The sequence below is a fragment of the Roseivirga sp. BDSF3-8 genome, assembly GCF_041449215.1.
Classification (GTDB): Bacteria; Bacteroidota; Bacteroidia; order Cytophagales; family Cyclobacteriaceae; genus JBGNFV01.
In genome coordinates this window covers 4,777,196-4,793,562 of record NZ_JBGNFV010000001.1, presented here as the reverse complement: position 1 = coordinate 4,793,562, position 16,367 = coordinate 4,777,196, and the positions used below count along the sequence as shown (strand labels likewise).

Annotated in this window: 14 protein-coding genes; 10 read left to right on the top strand and 4 right to left on the bottom strand. The window is 49.0% G+C overall.

Annotated elements, in window-relative coordinates; translation table 11 throughout:
* Positions 1-4: 4 nt before the first annotated feature.
* Positions 5-1,513, bottom strand: coding sequence for a hypothetical protein (locus AB9P05_RS19780; RefSeq protein ID WP_371910570.1), 1,509 nt, complete (start codon positions 1,511-1,513; stop codon positions 5-7).
* 627 nt (positions 1,514-2,140) lie between these two features.
* Between AB9P05_RS19780 and AB9P05_RS19775 the strand changes: the two genes are divergently transcribed.
* From AB9P05_RS19775 to AB9P05_RS19745, 7 genes are all read left to right on the top strand, one after another.
* Positions 2,141-3,598 (top strand): N-6 DNA methylase, encoded by a 1,458-nt coding sequence (locus AB9P05_RS19775; RefSeq protein ID WP_371910569.1) that lies wholly within the window; start codon positions 2,141-2,143, stop codon positions 3,596-3,598.
* Entirely contained in the window at positions 3,595-4,755 is a 1,161-nt protein-coding gene (locus tag AB9P05_RS19770) for a restriction endonuclease subunit S (RefSeq protein ID WP_371910568.1), read from the top strand. Before AB9P05_RS19775 ends, AB9P05_RS19770 begins: the two co-directional genes overlap by 4 nt.
* Positions 4,756-5,155: 400 nt before the next feature.
* Entirely contained in the window at positions 5,156-5,443 is a 288-nt protein-coding gene (locus AB9P05_RS19765) for a GIY-YIG nuclease family protein (RefSeq protein WP_371910567.1), read from the top strand.
* A gap of 160 nt (positions 5,444-5,603) precedes the next feature.
* On the top strand, positions 5,604-7,949 hold the full coding sequence (gene hsdR / locus AB9P05_RS19760) for an EcoAI/FtnUII family type I restriction enzme subunit R (protein WP_371910566.1): 2,346 nt from the start codon (positions 5,604-5,606) through the stop codon (positions 7,947-7,949).
* A gap of 247 nt (positions 7,950-8,196) precedes the next feature.
* Positions 8,197-8,490 carry a GIY-YIG nuclease family protein gene (locus tag AB9P05_RS19755; protein ID WP_371910565.1) on the top strand — a complete coding sequence of 98 codons (294 nt, stop codon included), beginning with the start codon at positions 8,197-8,199 and terminating at the stop codon, positions 8,488-8,490.
* 553 nt (positions 8,491-9,043) lie between these two features.
* Entirely contained in the window at positions 9,044-10,000 is a 957-nt protein-coding gene (locus tag AB9P05_RS19750; RefSeq protein ID WP_371910564.1) for a DUF3137 domain-containing protein, read from the top strand.
* Positions 10,001-10,074: 74 nt separating this feature from the next.
* On the top strand, positions 10,075-10,404 hold the full coding sequence (locus tag AB9P05_RS19745) for a hypothetical protein (RefSeq protein WP_371910563.1): 330 nt from the start codon (positions 10,075-10,077) through the stop codon (positions 10,402-10,404).
* A 147-nt stretch (positions 10,405-10,551) separates the two neighbouring features.
* Here the strand turns inward: AB9P05_RS19745 and AB9P05_RS19740 are convergent, their stop codons facing one another.
* Both AB9P05_RS19740 and AB9P05_RS19735 read right to left on the bottom strand, forming a co-directional pair.
* Complete coding sequence (locus AB9P05_RS19740; RefSeq protein WP_371910562.1) at positions 10,552-11,073, bottom strand: hypothetical protein; 522 nt, start codon at positions 11,071-11,073, stop codon at positions 10,552-10,554.
* A 216-nt stretch (positions 11,074-11,289) separates the two neighbouring features.
* Positions 11,290-11,709, bottom strand: coding sequence for a hypothetical protein (locus tag AB9P05_RS19735; RefSeq protein ID WP_371910561.1), 420 nt, complete (start codon positions 11,707-11,709; stop codon positions 11,290-11,292).
* A 679-nt stretch (positions 11,710-12,388) separates the two neighbouring features.
* Between AB9P05_RS19735 and AB9P05_RS19730 the strand changes: the two genes are divergently transcribed.
* Together AB9P05_RS19730 and AB9P05_RS19725 are read left to right on the top strand one after the other, a co-directional pair.
* On the top strand, positions 12,389-13,765 hold the full coding sequence (locus AB9P05_RS19730) for a S41 family peptidase (protein ID WP_371910560.1): 1,377 nt from the start codon (positions 12,389-12,391) through the stop codon (positions 13,763-13,765).
* Positions 13,766-13,772: 7 nt separating this feature from the next.
* Entirely contained in the window at positions 13,773-14,732 is a 960-nt protein-coding gene (locus tag AB9P05_RS19725) for a hypothetical protein (protein WP_371910559.1), read from the top strand.
* Between the two features lie 60 nt (positions 14,733-14,792).
* Here AB9P05_RS19725 and AB9P05_RS19720 read toward each other — a convergent pair whose 3' ends face one another.
* On the bottom strand, positions 14,793-15,812 hold the full coding sequence (locus tag AB9P05_RS19720; RefSeq protein WP_371910558.1) for an LLM class flavin-dependent oxidoreductase: 1,020 nt from the start codon (positions 15,810-15,812) through the stop codon (positions 14,793-14,795).
* On the opposite strand from AB9P05_RS19720, the gene AB9P05_RS19715 reads away from it, so the two are divergent.
* Positions 15,813-15,965, top strand: a complete 153-nt coding sequence (locus AB9P05_RS19715; protein ID WP_371910557.1) for a hypothetical protein — start codon at positions 15,813-15,815, stop codon at positions 15,963-15,965.
* Positions 15,966-16,367: the final 402 nt, after the last annotated feature.

Below are 16,367 nucleotides of genomic sequence, written 5' to 3'. Positions count from 1 at the left end.
AAGATTAAAATATTCTACCAGTTAAACTACTAAGAGTATTTGCGACATCTATATCGAATGAAAAACCTGCGTAAGGACTGGGTTGTGTCGAGAAATCTTCAATGGCAGGATTTAAATCTCTACGTTTAATCCACACAACGCCACCTGAAAACGTAATCCAATTTGTCAACTTATAACTTCCACCAGTCAGATAAGAAACACTATTATGAGCACTTTTAAATTCCCCTTTATCGATTTGAATAACCGTAACTCCTACATCAAGCCCAATGCGATGCAACAGTTTCTTTTTTGTATAGGATTTTAATGTCACATTTTTGTCTAAAGGAGTAAGATGAATACTTGCCCCAATGAATGGTCTTACAAAGGATTCGTTATCGATATTCCCAAAGGCTCTTATTCCTACCATGCCGATCGTTGGAAATACATGGTAACCTGCCATTGTTTTGACACTAAAAAATTCAGAAGCTCCCAGTACCCAATTAGAATAGGTTAACTCATCGCGGTTCTTTATTTCATTTATAATATCCTTAGTCAATATTTTGAACTTATTCCTATTTTCTATCAAGGTAGCTAAGAGGGATTCAAACTTACTGTATATTGAGGAATCAAACGGCGAGGTATCGGGTGCAATTATTTTATTTATAGTAAAAAGTATTTTATCAACTGCGATAATTGAAGAATCTAGGTTAAGCAACCTTTTAGGTAAATCATATTTATTAGTTTTATCTGTTCTAGGGGTTAGCAGTATTGAGGCCATACCATTTAAGATATTTCTACCATCAGCCTCTTTCTTTACTTGCCCTACTAAAGATGTTAGGTATGGGCTATTGATATTTTTACTTAATAAGTATTCATTTAAAACTTTGATCTCGTCAAGTGATATTCCTAATTCTGATACAAATAAATTTTCAATCTTTTCATATTTTTCTTTTAGATCAACATCATAAAAGGCCTTATAACTATATATGTCATCTCTGTAATGTGTGTAGCCTTTTAGTGTAGAAGAAGCGATTTGAGTAAATAGCAACTTTTTATTCTCTACAGCATTTTTTAATTCATTCATCTTATTTTGTGCAGATTCTACAGCACCATCTTTCAAATAACAGTTTATTTCAAGAACCTTATTTATCAGATCATCATCAAAACTATATCCAACTATAAGGGCATAATTCTTATTTGGTTCCAGTGCAGGTATTAATACCGACGTTTTTGTTTCGTAGTGAATAACACTTTGATTATTTATAGCACCAGCACTTATTTTATTTATATTTCTAGAGGGTGTCCATTCTCCTTTCTGATTACTGACCTCAATAAGTGTAACCTGTACTATAGATTTATGATTTTCTCCAGTAAAACTCACAACAAAATCTCTATGAAAGGGTAATGGTTTGTCTATAATACCAGTTACAGGATCAACTGAATACTCAGAAGCAATTTGCCCCCAACCTACAATAGGCATTATCAACCAAAACATTAAAAAAAACAGAGATATTCTCATTGTATTATTAATCATTAATATCCCTGCAATTCACAAAAAACCCCTCATCAATCCTCCACTACATCCAGCTATTTTCCCCCTCCCCGAAAACCGGGAGTGGGCTGATGATGGTGGAAAATAAGGAATGGAACACCCATTACTTTTCTGCAAAACTCCAGCTTATTGCAGCGGTGGTGCCCTGCCTTTGTGCGCCACCCCAGGGGGCCCCGCTATTCAGCGGGGACTGGTGCAACAATGCCACATTGACAGCAAGGGAGAGGAACAGCAAACATCTAGCTATCACCCGATAGACTAACCAGCAAAGACAATCTGGCAGGGTCAGCCAGATTGGAACAGAAGTTGAAAATAATTAACTATGTTTCATTTTTAATTTTCAATCATTATGCCTAAAGGAAACCCTAATTACCCTAGTACTACCGGAAATCCTTCCGGTGGAGGTCGTGGAAACGTAAAGAAGTAACCACACCAAAAAGAAACCCCGCCTGCTACCAGCAGGCGGGGTTTCTTTTTGGTGCACTGCTACACCGTATCTTTCTACGGTACGCCGACGGACCCCGGATCGCGCTATGCTTGTCCGGGGATTTGTGCAATGGAAAAACCTCACTACTTTTACCCCTCACTACACACACCTATTTTAGTTGCATGTTTGAGCAGACCTTTAAGAATATAGACGACATCCTGTATAAGGACTCCGGGGCCGACAGTGAGCTGGACTACATTGGGCAGACCTCCTGGGTGCTGTTTTTGCGCTACCTGGATACGCTGGAAGAGAGACGCCGCGATGAGGCCGAGTTGGAAGGCAAGCCCTACACGCCTATACTCAAAGAAGGCTTCCGCTGGAACGACTGGGCCGTGCCGCTGAAGGAAGACGGTACGCCGGACACGAAAAATGCCATGACCGGCCCCGACCTGGTCAACTTTGTGAACCAGGAGCTCTTTCCCTACCTGGCGGGCTTTAAGGAGGCCGCTGCCGACAACCCCAGAAGCGTGGAGTACAAGATAGGGGAGATCTACAGCGAGCTGAGCAACAAGATCAACAGCGGCTACAACCTGCGCGAGATACTGGACTACGTAAACGCTCTTACCTTTGGCCTGCAGGAGCAGCAGCACGAGCTGAGTCACCTGTACGAGACCAGGATTAAGAACATGGGCAATGCCGGGCGCAACGGCGGGCAGTACTACACCCCGCGCCCCCTTATCCGCGCCATGATAGCGGTGGTAAAGCCGCAGGTGGGCGAGCGCGTGTACGACGGTGCCGCAGGCAGTGCCGGCTTCCTCTGCGAGGCCCACGCCTATATGCGCCAGCACATGGAGCAGAGCACCGAAAACCTGCGCCTGTTGCAGGAGGAGACCTTCTACGGCAAAGAAAAGAAGACCCTGGGCTACGTGATAGGCGTGATGAACATGATCCTGCACGGCATAGAGACGCCCAACATAGTGCACACCAACACCCTGGCCGAAGACCAGCGCAGCATTACCGAAAAAGACCGCTATGAGGTCATCCTCGCCAACCCGCCCTTTGGCGGTAAAGAGCGCAAGGAGGTGCAGCAGAACTTTGACATACGCACCGGAGAGACCGCCTTTCTCTTTCTGCAGCACTTTATCCGCATACTCAAAAGCCGCGGGCGCGCCGCCGTCGTCATCAAAAACACCTTCCTGAGCAATACCGACAATGCCTCCGTGAGCCTGCGCCGCCACCTGCTCGAGGGCTGCAACCTACACACCGTACTGGACATGCCCGGCGGCACCTTCCTCGGGGCGGGTGTGAAAACGGTGGTGCTCTTCTTTACCAAAGGCGAACCCACCAAACACACCTGGTACTACCAACTGGACCCCGGCCGCAACATGGGCAAAACCAACCCGCTGAACGATGCCGACCTGGCCGACTTTCTGCAAAAACAGGCCACGCAGGAAGACAGCGAGCAAAGCTGGACGGTAGACATAGCCGACCTGGACCCCGACACCTGCGACCTGAGCGTAAAGAACCCCCACACCCCCGAAGAGGCACCCCTGCGTAGCCCGCAGGAGATACTGGCCTCCATGCAGGAACTGGATGCGGACACCAACCGATTGCTGAACGAAATAAAAGAGATGCTATGAAAGAAGGCTGGGAAGTAAAGAAGTTGGGGGAGGTGTGCGAACTAATCAACGGTAGAGCTTATAAGCGTGCTGAACTTTTGGAACAAGGAAAATATCCTGTTTTGCGTGTTGGTAATTTTTTCACTAATAATCATTGGTACTACTCAGACTTAGAACTTGATAAAAATAAATATTGCGATAATGGTGATCTCTTATACGCTTGGTCAGCATCATTTGGCCCAAGAATATGGGATGGGAATAAAGTAATTTATCATTATCATATTTGGAAACTTTTACCCAATGAAAGTAAAATACTGAAAGCGTTTTTATACAAGTTTCTCTTATACGATACCGAAAAAATTAAGACAGAGAAAGGGGTAGGAACTACCATGGTTCATGTGACTAAAGGAGCTATGGAGAAGAGGGAATTATATTTACCCCTTATAGAAGAACAAAAACAAATCGTCTCCATCCTCGACAAGACCTTTGCCGCGATAGAGCAGGCCCGGGCCAATGTACAGCAAAACCTCGAAAACGCCCGCGAACTCTTCCAAAGCGAACTCAACGCCATCTTCTCCCAAAAAGGAGAGGGGTGGGAAGAGAAGAGGTTAGGGGATTTATCTTTTATGAAAAGTGGAGGAACACCTTTAAAATCTAAGAAAGAATATTGGAATAATGGTAATATTCCATGGTATTCATCAGGCGAGTTAAATCATACTTATACACAAGCATCTAAGGGCTTTATTACACTAGAGGGATTAAATAATTCAAATGCCAAATTATTCCCAAAAGGTTCTCTATTAATAGGAATGTATGATACAGCCGCATTAAAAATGTCTATTTTAGACAGAGAGGCTACATTTAATCAAGCTATTGCTGGGTTTCCACCTACAGGTGATATTGATAATCTTTTCATTCTCCATTATATTAATTCTAAAAAAGAAGATCTTTTAAACCTCCGAAGAGGTGTACGTCAGAAAAATCTTAGTTTAAAGAAGCTGAAGGATATAATTATTGAGCTGCCATCATTGGAAACTCAAAAAGAAGTAATTAATAAATTAGATAGCTTAAATAATAAAATCAATTCCCTCCAATCCCACTACCAACAAAAGCTGGATGAGCTGGACGAGCTAAAGCAAAGCCTGCTTCAGCAAGCCTTCAGCGGCCACCTTACCTGATAGCCCCCGGTTGAGCGCAGCGAATACCGGGGCCCCCATCGTCTGGCACCAATCCCCCGCTGAATAGCGGGGTCCCCATCGGTAAGGTAAACAGCCCGCGGTTTAGCAGTGCTCCAACACCCCAGGGTGGAGCAGAAAGTAAGTAATTTAGCAGGGGCCGTGTCCAGGGCTTTTCTGCGCAAATCCGGGGGACCCCCGCATGCGCGGGGGATTGGTGCAAGAGCGGGGATTAGAGCGGTTTAGCAGCGGCGGTGTCCGGGGCTTTACTGTGCTTCTTCAGGGGGTCCGCCAAGGGTCGGATTTTCAACCCCATGCTATTCAGCGGGGACTAGTGCAAGAGTCGGGGGCTTATGCAAAATCCTTATATTCGCAGCTTTTATAGTTTTAACCAGCTACCACTATGGAAACCTACTACGTTTACATCATCAGTAACGTACACCATACCGTGTTCTACACCGGTTTTACCAGCGACATCTTCCGGCGCACCTCCGAGCACCGCAATAAGATACGGAAGTCCTTCACCGCCAAATACAACTGCTGTAAGCTCCTCTACTACGAGGAGTTTGATAATGCCGCCGATGCCCTGCACCGCGAACGCCTCGTCAAACGCTACAAGCGCGCGTTTACATACAACCTCATCAACTCCATGAACCCGGAGTGGGAAGACCTATTTGGCATATTAGCCTAAACCTTTGTATTATTAGAGCACAATAGCCCCCCGAAGGCCCCCATACCGGGCATTTTTCCAAAAAAGGAATATTATCCAAAATTTGGATATACCGAGGGGGCACCCGTACCACCCCCGCAATGGCCCGGAGGCCAGCTACTATGACTGAGAGCGCGCACGTATGAACGAACAGGAAACCCGGAGTAACCTGATATACCCCAGGCTGGTAGAGGCAGGCTGGAAGGAAACCGACGGCAGCATTATCCGTGAGGAAATCCACATTACCAAAGGCCGCCTGATAGGCAACGGCCGCCGCGAAAAGCCCAAAATAGCGGACTACATACTGCGCTACCGTAACCGTGACCTGGCCGTGGTAGAGGCCAAAGCCCGCAGCAAGCACTATACCGAAGGCCTCATGCAGGCCAAAGAATACGCCGACCGCCTCAATACCCCCTACGCCTATGCCACCAACGGCGAGGAGATATACGAAGTAAATATGCAGGAGGGCCGAGAGGGCGATGTGGCCGCCTTTCCCGGCCCGCAGGAGCTGTGGGAGCGCATATATGGCCCCGATGAGCCCGCGCCGCTCAGTGTCGCAGACTGGAAAGACCGCCTGCACGCCGTGCCCTTTGAGGCCTATGGCGAGCGCTGGCAGCTACGCTACTACCAGCAAAACGCCATCAGTGCCGTCATAAACGCCATAGCCGAAGGGCAGCAGCGCATCCTGCTCACCCTGGCCACCGGCACCGGCAAAACCGCCATCTCCTTCCAGATCATCTGGAAGCTCTTTCAGGCTCGCTGGAACCTGAACCGCGACGGGCAGCGTACCCCCCGCGTGCTCTTCCTGGCCGACCGCAACATCCTCGCCAACCAGGCCTACATTGCCTTCAGCGCCTTTGAAGAAGAGGCCCTGTGCCGCATACGCCCCTCGGAGCTGCGCAAAAAGGGCAAGGTACCCACCAACCGCAGCATCTTCTTTACCATCTTCCAGACCTTTATGTCCGGCGAAGAAGACAGCCCCTGGTACACGGAGTACGACCCGGACTTCTTTGATTTTATCGTAATAGACGAGTGCCACCGTGGCGGCGCGCGCGACGAGAGCCGCTGGCGGGAGGTGATGGAGCACTTTGAACCGGCGGTGCAACTGGGCATGACGGCCACGCCCAAGCGCGATGTAAACGCCGATACCTACGACTACTTTGGCGAGCCCGTGTACGTGTATAGCCTGAAGGAGGGCATAAACGATGGCTTCCTCACGCCCTTCCGCGTAAAGAAGTTTACCACGCAACTGGACGAGTACCAGTTTGAGCCGGACGACGTGGTGCTGGACGGCGAGATAGACCCCAAACGCCTGTACCGCGAAGAAGACTTTAACCGCATCATCGAGATAAAGGAGCGGGAGAAGTACCGCGTACAACTGCTGATGGAGCACCTGGACCAGCGGCAGAAGACCATTGTGTTCTGCGCCACCCAGGAGCATGCCGCCGCCGTGCGCGACCTCATCAACCAGATGAAGACCCTGAGCAATGACGTCCGCTACTGCGTGCGCGTAACCGCAAATGATGGCGACCAGGGTGAGAAGTACCTGCGCGACTTCCAGAACGATGAAAAGCACATACCCACCATACTCACCACCAGCCAGAAGCTAAGCACCGGCGTAGATGCCCCGGAGGTACGTAACATTGTGCTGCTGCGCAAGGTAAACAGCATGGTGGAGTTTAAGCAGATAGTAGGCCGCGGCACCCGCCTGTATGACAATAAAGACTACTTTACCATATACGACTTTGTAAAGGCCTACGAGCACTTTAACGACCCCGAGTGGGACGGAGAACCCGACGCCCCGGAGCCGCCAGCCCCCGGTGGTGACGGCCCCCGCGAACCAAAGCCCTACCCGCAGCCCGAGCCACCTGGCAGCGCAGGTGATGATGGTGGCGACAGCGGCTACCGCAAGCGTACCAAAGTAAAGCTGGCAGACGGCAAGTACCGCCACCTGCAGCATATGGCCAGCACCAGCTTCTACGAGCCCGACACCGGCAGGCTGCTCAGCGCACAGGAGTTCCTCGAGCGGCTATTCGGCGACCTGCCCGGCCTCTTTACCAATGAGCAGGAGCTGCGGCGCATATGGAGCAAGCCCGATACCCGGCGGCAACTGCTGCAGGAGCTGGAAGAGAAGGGCTACGGACACGACCAGCTACGCGAGCTGCAAAAGCTGACCGACGCAGAAGATTGCGACCTGTACGACGTGCTCAGCTACGTGGCCTTTACCGCAGACAAAATAAAGCGCAGCACCCGTGCCGACAAGGCACGCATACACCTGCAGGAGTACGACCCCGCCCAGCAGGAGTTCCTCAACTTTGTGCTGCAGCAGTATGTGGAGGTAGGCGTAGAAGAGCTGGACCAGCAAAAGCTGCAATCCCTGCTAAAGCTGAAGTACCGCGCCATCGCCAACGCCAAAGCCGCCCTCGGCCCACCCGCCACCATCAAACGTACGTTTGATGATTTTCAGCAGTTTTTGTATGCGGGGTAATCGCACCAGCCCCCGTCGCATGACGGGGCCCCCATCGTTAAGGTAGAAAATTAGCGATTTAGCAGTGTGCCAAAAAAATCATCGGTAAAGTACACCGCCTCAACTAGCACTATCCTAATACTATGGCTTTTATTCAATTCTGCCATCCGATTACTTCTCTGCGCTACCCTGGGGGACCCCCGCATGCGCGGGGGATTAGTGCAGAAAGGTCTAAATTTACAGTATCAAAGTTGAACCAGCTATTACTATGGGATCCTACTACGTTTATATCATAAGTAACGAACACCATACGGTATTCTACACCGGCTTTACAGACGACCTTTTCCGTCGAACTTCCGAGCATCGCGATAAGATACGGAAGAGCTTTACGGCTAAATATAATTGCTGCAAGCTGCTCTACTACGAAGAGTTCGATAACGCCGCCGATGCCCTCCATCGCGAGCGTCTCGTCAAACGCTACAAACGCGATTTCAAACACAACCTCATCATCTCAATGAACCCAGAGTGGGAAGATCTATTTGAGCAGTTTTTGGTAGATTAGATTCATTAATCCCCATCGTCTGGCAGTATCCCCGCTGCATAGCGGGCGCCGTGCAACGGGGTCCCCATCGGTAAGGTATTTAGCTAGCTTCTAGCACCCACGCACTACTTTTAGCAGGTCTGCATTACCCTGGCTTTTTACAGCACTTTCATCCGGTTACTTCTCTGCGCTACCCTGGGGGCCGGTTTGGGTAGTATCCGGGGCTTCCCTGCGCTTCTCTGGGGGGCCCCATTGCATGGCGCCCGCTATTCAGCGGGGACTAGTGCTGTACGATACATTCCTATTCTATTACTGCGCTGTATTTCCAGAAGCCCGGGGAGCTACCTTCTGCGATGGGGACTAGTGCAGGGGTGGGTACATACCAGAAAGGGGCCACCCATAAAAACCTGGTTTTGTATTGGGGGGGTATTGTGTATCTTTAAGATGAACCTAAAGTAATGAATGATGAAGCACTTCTTTTCCACCCTAACGGACCGTACACTTAGCCAGCCGGATTACTTACGCAGGTGGGTGGGGGCCTTCCTTATGACACTACGGGTAAGGCGCGCGTGATATGGAGCCTAAACTGCAGGGTGAGTTGCTACAGCTTTACGATGATAAGCTAAAAGGGGTTTTTCAGTCGCTGGAAACGAAACGGAGAAAGCTGTACGGCTACTATACGGCTATAGCGCTTACGGCGCTGGCGGGTTTGCTGCCTTTTATCTTTTTTCATGCTATCTATCCTTTTCTGTTTCTCATACTGGTGGCAGGGCCGCTGCTGATACTGCTGATCGTGAGACTGCGACAGAAAATGCTTGCGTACCGCAGGGATTATAAGCAGGGCGTGGTAGGGGCGGTGGTGAAGGCTACAGACCCTTCCTGGCGCTATGATCCGGAGGGGTGCCTGAGTGAAGAGGAATACCTGGATAGCGGGCTTTTCCCTGATACGCATACGTACTATAAGGGGGACGACCTGATCACGGGCAGGATAGAAAAGACGGACTTTCGCTGCTCGGAAGTGTATGCCGCCAGCCGTGCGCAGACAGGGGAAAAGGTAAGCGATTATGCGGTATTCAAGGGCTTATTATTCCATGCGGATTTTAATAAATACTTTTCTGGTAAGACCTATGTGTGGCCTGTATTGCCTGGCGGTAATGGTGGATCCGGTTTACCTGTATTTGGTGCAAGGGATAAGGACACGAGGGTGGTGAAACTGGAAGACCCGGAATTCAATAAACGATTTATAGTGAGTAGTACGGACGAGGCAGAAGCCCGCTACCTGCTTACACCAGATATGATGAGGGCTATCTTACGGATACCGCGCTTGTATGCGGGGCGGCCTGTATACCTGTCATTTGTCAATAATCGTGTCTACTGTGCTATACGATATACGACCAACCTGTTTGAGCCGGACTATTACTACCCGCACAGGGGCTATGATGACGTATTGCTATTACATTATATGATCGAACTGAATGCGGCACTGGTGCATGAACTGAAGCTGAACACGCGAATCTGGTCGAAGCAATAGGTACCCGGCTTACTAATGCATACACTATATGCATTTGGTCAAATCACTCTTTACAAAGAATACATTTACACCTCATGAAAACTACGGAACAATTACTGGCTGCCTTGTTTAGCATAGGCCTGTTATTGAAAGCACTGCACCTGCAAGGGGCCAATATGGTCACGGCGCTGAGCCTGACGGCGCTGTCTTGTTTGTACTTTTACCTGGGCTTTGCGTTATTTAATGGCATCCGGTTACGGCGCTTGTTTAAGCGGGACAGCTACACGATGAGCACATGGAGGATCATAGGCAGCGTAGGGGCGGGTATGGCCTTGTCTATGGTGGTGACGGGCATCCTGTTTAAGGTGATGCACTGGGAAGGATCTAATGTGATGCTGACCAGTGGTTTGTTGCCTTTGGCATAGCCGCCATCATTACGCTGGTGAAGTACCTGCAGACGCGGGCAGCCTTCTACCGGGGTATTCTGCTTCGCTTTGGGGCGGTGGGAGTATTTCTGTTGGTGTTTATGCTTGGGTAAGGGGCATTGACGCACCGGCAGCGAGCATGCTTCTCTAACTCACCTCCATATCCATTATGGCCTGTAGTCCGGCGATGCGGGCGCGGAGTTTGATCTGTCCATCCAGTCCGTTGGAAGTAAGGGCGTCATTTGCCTTACTTTCACAGAGTTCCAGCAGGGGCAGTAATTGAGCGTTTCGATTAGCCACCTTAATCTTCAGGCTAGGTAGCATCGCCAGGGTGGTCTTGGCCTTTTCATAGGCTTCAACCATTTCGCCTAACTTCTGCTGCAGTCTGGCTATTTCCCGACCAGCACGTAATTGCTGTTGCTTCAATATTTCCTGTTCCCGAGCCTTTTCTTCATTTGTAAGATTTTCATAAGCAGGCAGCTCTTCCACATTTTTCTTAAGGGTATCAATGTCTACATACAACTGCAAAGCATCAATTTGGAAAGGGGTGGGGAGGTCACGTCTGCTCGTTTCAGCCAGGGCCAGCAGGCTGCGATTCATACCCAGGTAGGCAGACATTTCATGTTGCGTACACCACAGCTCTTTTCGCAGTGCATTTACCCATTTCATAAGCTAAAGGATATGGAAAATATATTTATATGAATACTGTAACAAAATCCGGAAGGGCGATAATAATGTTACGAATCTGTAACATTATATTTGAAACAAAATAATTGTTACAGAAAATTTGTTACAATATTGTAACAATATAATGAAGGGGCTTAAAATTGTTACAGATTCTGCCCAAAAAAACCTCCGGTATGTCCGAAGGCTTTTTTGGGTTGATTATCCGGCTACCAGAGTAGCTTTGTGAGTCTCTACCGTGGTAATAAAGGCATCGGCCTCTTCCAGTTCTTTCACTGTCCTGCTCAGGTCGAATTCCTTGTCCAGCAGGGCCACAGAACCATAGTCAGCACTACGCGAAGTAAGCAAAAACTGCTTGTATTCCAGCTTTTTAAACTTTGCATAATTGTCCTGTTTGGTAGGGCCTTCGGGCAGAGCGTCGAGGAGGCTTTGAAGAGCAGCCATTTCTGCTTCCACTACCTGTAGTTCACCCGAGGTTTCCAGAGATCTGATTTTATAGCTCTCTACCTGACGGGAAAGTGAAGTTTGCCTGAATTCCAGGCTGTCTTTTTCTTTACTTACAACCTGCAGGAGATTATCGCATTCCTGCACTGTTTTGAGTTGTTCTAATGAATACGTCATGTTTTGTTTAAGTTTATTAAGTGAAATAAATATCCGTCCCGGATGGAATGAAGTGTAATTACATTTGCAAATGTATAGCCTGAAATGATACCACACACGGTTTACTCATTTTTTTTACACGTAATATTTTAGATATTATTACACAAAAAGCAAATTTGAAAAAGACCACAAAATCGACGATTCCAAGCCGGGAATGATGTTTTCAATTTTTGTTGAAAATTTAGAGCTTATAGAACTTTCTTTAATTTAGTCATTTTTCATACTTCATATGCCTGATTTTTATCCTATAATCCTGATCCTATATTATTAAATATCCTGTACTAAGCGTTTGAACTTAACAATGATTGGTCAGTAGCCCCCGGCACCGAGGGTGGCTGCGTGCCTATGGCACTGGTTTTTCGGGCCTCCGAAAGTCGGGCCACCGGAATGCCGGCCCAGCGAAAGTCGGACCACCGGAATGCCGGCCCAGCGAAAGTCGGGCCTCGAGTGCATACCCGCCCCTGCCTGAGGGTGGGGAATGGCTAAGGGGCCTTTGGCACTTTCTTAAACTACGTCCTGAGGGGACAGTCTGACGATCAAGGACCATACAACGCCAATGGTATAATGATAGGGCCGCCGGACACAGGGGCTTTTGGTAATGGTGCGTACTGTCTATATTTAACAGAGAATATGAATAAATATGAAATACCTGTTTGCCTTATTGCCTGCCTTGCTATGTATCCAAACCCGGTCGCATGCTCAGCGGCAGATGTTTTCTGCAGAGGAGGTGCGTGAGGACATGGCGTATATGGTTACGTCGCTGGACCAAACGCATTATGACCTGTATGCCTATACGGATTCGGTGAGCTTCTGGCATAATTACGAGGCGGTAAAAAGTGAGATCGGTGATGACTCGCTGAGTATGGTAGAGGCTACCTCGCTGCTGCAAAAGGTAATAGCCGCAGCGAATAATGGCCATACGGAGATCGACTTTCCGGTAGCTGCTTACATTCCCTATGTGTATGGCGGGGGCACTGTGTTTCCGCTGGAGGTGGCCCTGGAGGGTGGCCGTGCCTTCGTGAGGGAATCATTTTTACCGGAAGGGGATGGACCTGGCCGGGGCGATGAGCTATTGGCTATAGAAGGAAAGCCTGTGGGCGAATATATTGATATGATGCAGCAGCACATATCGGCGGAGAGGCGGTACTTTAAAGATGCTAAGTTTGAACTGTTTACCCTGCCGCGTCAGTATTGGCAGCACTTCGAACCAAAGGATGAGTTTAGCATCACGTACCGGGATGGGGAAGGCAACACGCACACGGACAGGGTGGCGGCCGTGAAGGCGCTGGATTACGAGCAGAACCGCTACGGCATACTGCGTATGGCTCCTGAGCTACGCCTGGAGGATGATGTGGCTTACCTGCATCCGGGGGCCTTTTCTGGTGAGGACATACAGCCTTACCGCGACTTTATTGATTCGGCCTTTTCAGCAATAAACAAACGGAATATTCCCCACCTGGTACTGGACCTGCGAAACCACCCGGGGGGCGATGACGCGTACAGTGATTACCTGATCAGGTATATCGCGGACCGGCCATTTAAGTGGTACAGTACCTTTCATATCCGGAGCAGCCGTATACTGAAAGAGCATACGCGGGACACTACGAGCGCCTACAGCCAGGCGATACATGCCCGCAAAAACGGGGAGCGTTTTACGTTTGATTTCGGCCCGGTGGAGCCGGTGGGGGAAAGGAAAAGGTATAAGGGGGAGGTGTATGTGTTGATAAACCGGCAATCGCACAGCATGAGTACGGTGGCCGCAGCGACGATCAAAGATTATGGCTTCGGTACGCTGGTAGGAGAGGAGACGGGTGAATATGCCTCCTTGCATGCTTCTCAGTTTGGTTTTGCTTTACCGGCTACGGGCATTATTGTAAAACTGAGCAAGGGCTATATCATACGGCCCGGCGGCAGTGAGGCGCGCGAGGGGCTGAAGCCGGACATCATGATCGGTGACCACCTGCTGGATGATGAGGATGAGATCCTGGATACTCTGTTAAATAAACTTGATCAATAGGCATAGCATGAATAGCAGATACATACAGACACACTTTGCTGTTATCGGTATCCTCATCATGCTGTTGTCCGGTGCCTGTGCAGATGACGACGATATACGTGCCGAACCGACATCAGACCATCTGCAGTACTTTGGCTTTACATTAATAGATACCTATTGGGACGACCCTACCGATGGTGTGGCTAAGACCAACTATGCCGATGAAGTAAACGGCTTCAGTAATATTGCCGACATACTTGTGGTAAATCCTACGGATGATATAACCGGTAGAGTGAAATATTTCGATTCGCTGGAGATGAAAGCTTTAATTCACCTGCACGAGTTATTTTTTGAGACGGATGGGGTCAACAGCCCCTCCGGGGCCGACTACAAACTGCGAACTGACTACAGGGAACGGTGGGAAGCATTTATCAGCCTGAACCAGTCTGTATTAACTCCGGGGACCATCGCTGCTTATTATATAGGGGAGGAACCTACCTGGAACGGTATCACCTCCAGCGAACTGGAGGCAGCCGTAAACCTGCTGGAAGAAACGCATCCGGCTATTCCTACTATGATCGTAGAGGCATACCCTGCCCTGGCGGACCTGCAGGTACCTGAAAATGCGGACTGGATCGGCTTTGACCATTACTTTATTGCTGACCCGGCAAGGAACCCTGGCTATCTGCAGGAACTGGAGCTACTGAAAAGCAAATTCTCGTCAGAATCACAGAGGCTGGTGGTGGTTATGGACACCCACTATATCAGCTTTGCGCACGATGGCTTTGGTGGCATTTCATTAGACAATATGGACGAAGTGGCGCAGAGTTATTACACGCTGGCTAAAAGAGAAACCCAAACGGTGGCCCTCATCGGTTACTTCTGGCCCAATGGCTTCGATCATAGTAGTGCCATCGGGGCCAGGAGCATGCCCGATCATGTCAAAGAAACGTATTATAGAATGGGGCAGGAGATTACCGGGAAGTAACTAATCGACTCCTCAACAATCATATTTCTTAAAACTCTGCGTGAAATAAAAATGAATAAGCTAAACGGGGTTTAGTTCACCGATCTCCTGCATAGCTTCTGCAAACAGGCTATATGAATGCAGGCGTGCACTGTGATCATATACATGTGAGGCCACCATTATCTCATCCGCACCGGTTTCTTTCAGAAAGCTTTTGGTCATTTCGCGCACCGTATCCTTGCTCCCTATGAAGGCATACCTGAGCATACGCTGAAAGGCAGGATCGTTGAGCAATGCCCGGTGCTGATCAGTAAAGGCTTCGGGGGGCTGCATGTAGTCCCGCTGGTTGGTGAGTATACCGAGGAACATTCTGATCAAAGAGGTAGACAATCTTTCAGCTTCACTGTCCGTATCGGCAGCTATCACATTTACCAGCCCGATCACGTACGGCTTATCCAGGTACTCGGACGGTTTGAAATTACTACGGTAAATATCCAGTGCTTCGAATAGCATGGCGGGGGCAAAGTGACTGGCAAAAGCATAGGGTAAGCCCATTTTAGCGGCCAGTACGGCGCTGTCAGTACTGGAACCCAGTATGTAGACGGGCACTTCCTGGTTTTCCGCTACATAGGCGCGGACCTGGGCGCCGCGGTTATCAGAAAAGAACTGTTGAATCTGCTCTACTTCATTGGGGAAATTGTAAACGGACTGCATCCTGTCTGGCCGTATGGCATAGGCGGTGGTCTGGTCTGTACCTGGCGCACGGCCCAGCCCCAGGTCTATGCGGCCGGGGTGCAAATGGGCTAGCGTTCCGAACTGTTCCGACACGATAAGAGGAGAGTGGTTTGGCAGCATAATACCTCCTGAACCTACGCGTATGCTCTCAGTCCCTTCTGCAATATGCCCTATCAAAACCGGCGTGGCGGAACTGGCAATACTGATCATATTATGATGCTCAGCAAGCCAAAACCTATGGTATCCGAGCTTCTCGGCGTGCTGTGCCAGATCGAGGCTATCTTTATATACTTGTCCGATGGCTTTGCCTTTACTTACGGCCGCCAGCTCGAGTATGGAATAGGGGATCTGATCTGTTCGTTTCATATGATTGTCATACGGATTTACGCCGGGAGGGTTGAAGTAGAGCAAGGCTGCGTGCCTACGGCACTTATGCAGCAACTAAGTCCCCCCTTCCGCCCCACCACCACCATCAAGCGCACCTTCGATGACTTCCAGCAGTATCTGTATGCGGGGTGATAAAGCAGTGGCGGAGGCCAACTAACTCTACATTATAAGTAACGACCATACCGTCTTTACCGATGACCTCTTCAGGAGTATCGCCAAACATTGGGATAGGTTCCAGAAGTGCTTCACGGCGAAGTACAACTGATGCAAAGGGTTTTACTACTATGAGTTTGAGAATACTGCCGGTACTCTCCCCGCGAGCGCCTCATCAAACGCTACAAACGTGAATTCAAACACAACTTCATCAACTCTATCAATCCAGAGTTAATGATGTCATTCATCTACCTGCAAAGACTCCATAGTTTACTTAATAAACCTGCCAGAGGATGTTACTACATTTTATTAAGTTAAGACATACTAAATGCACTATCTCGCTATTACTTATCAATAATTATTTCAATTTTCCCTCAAGTA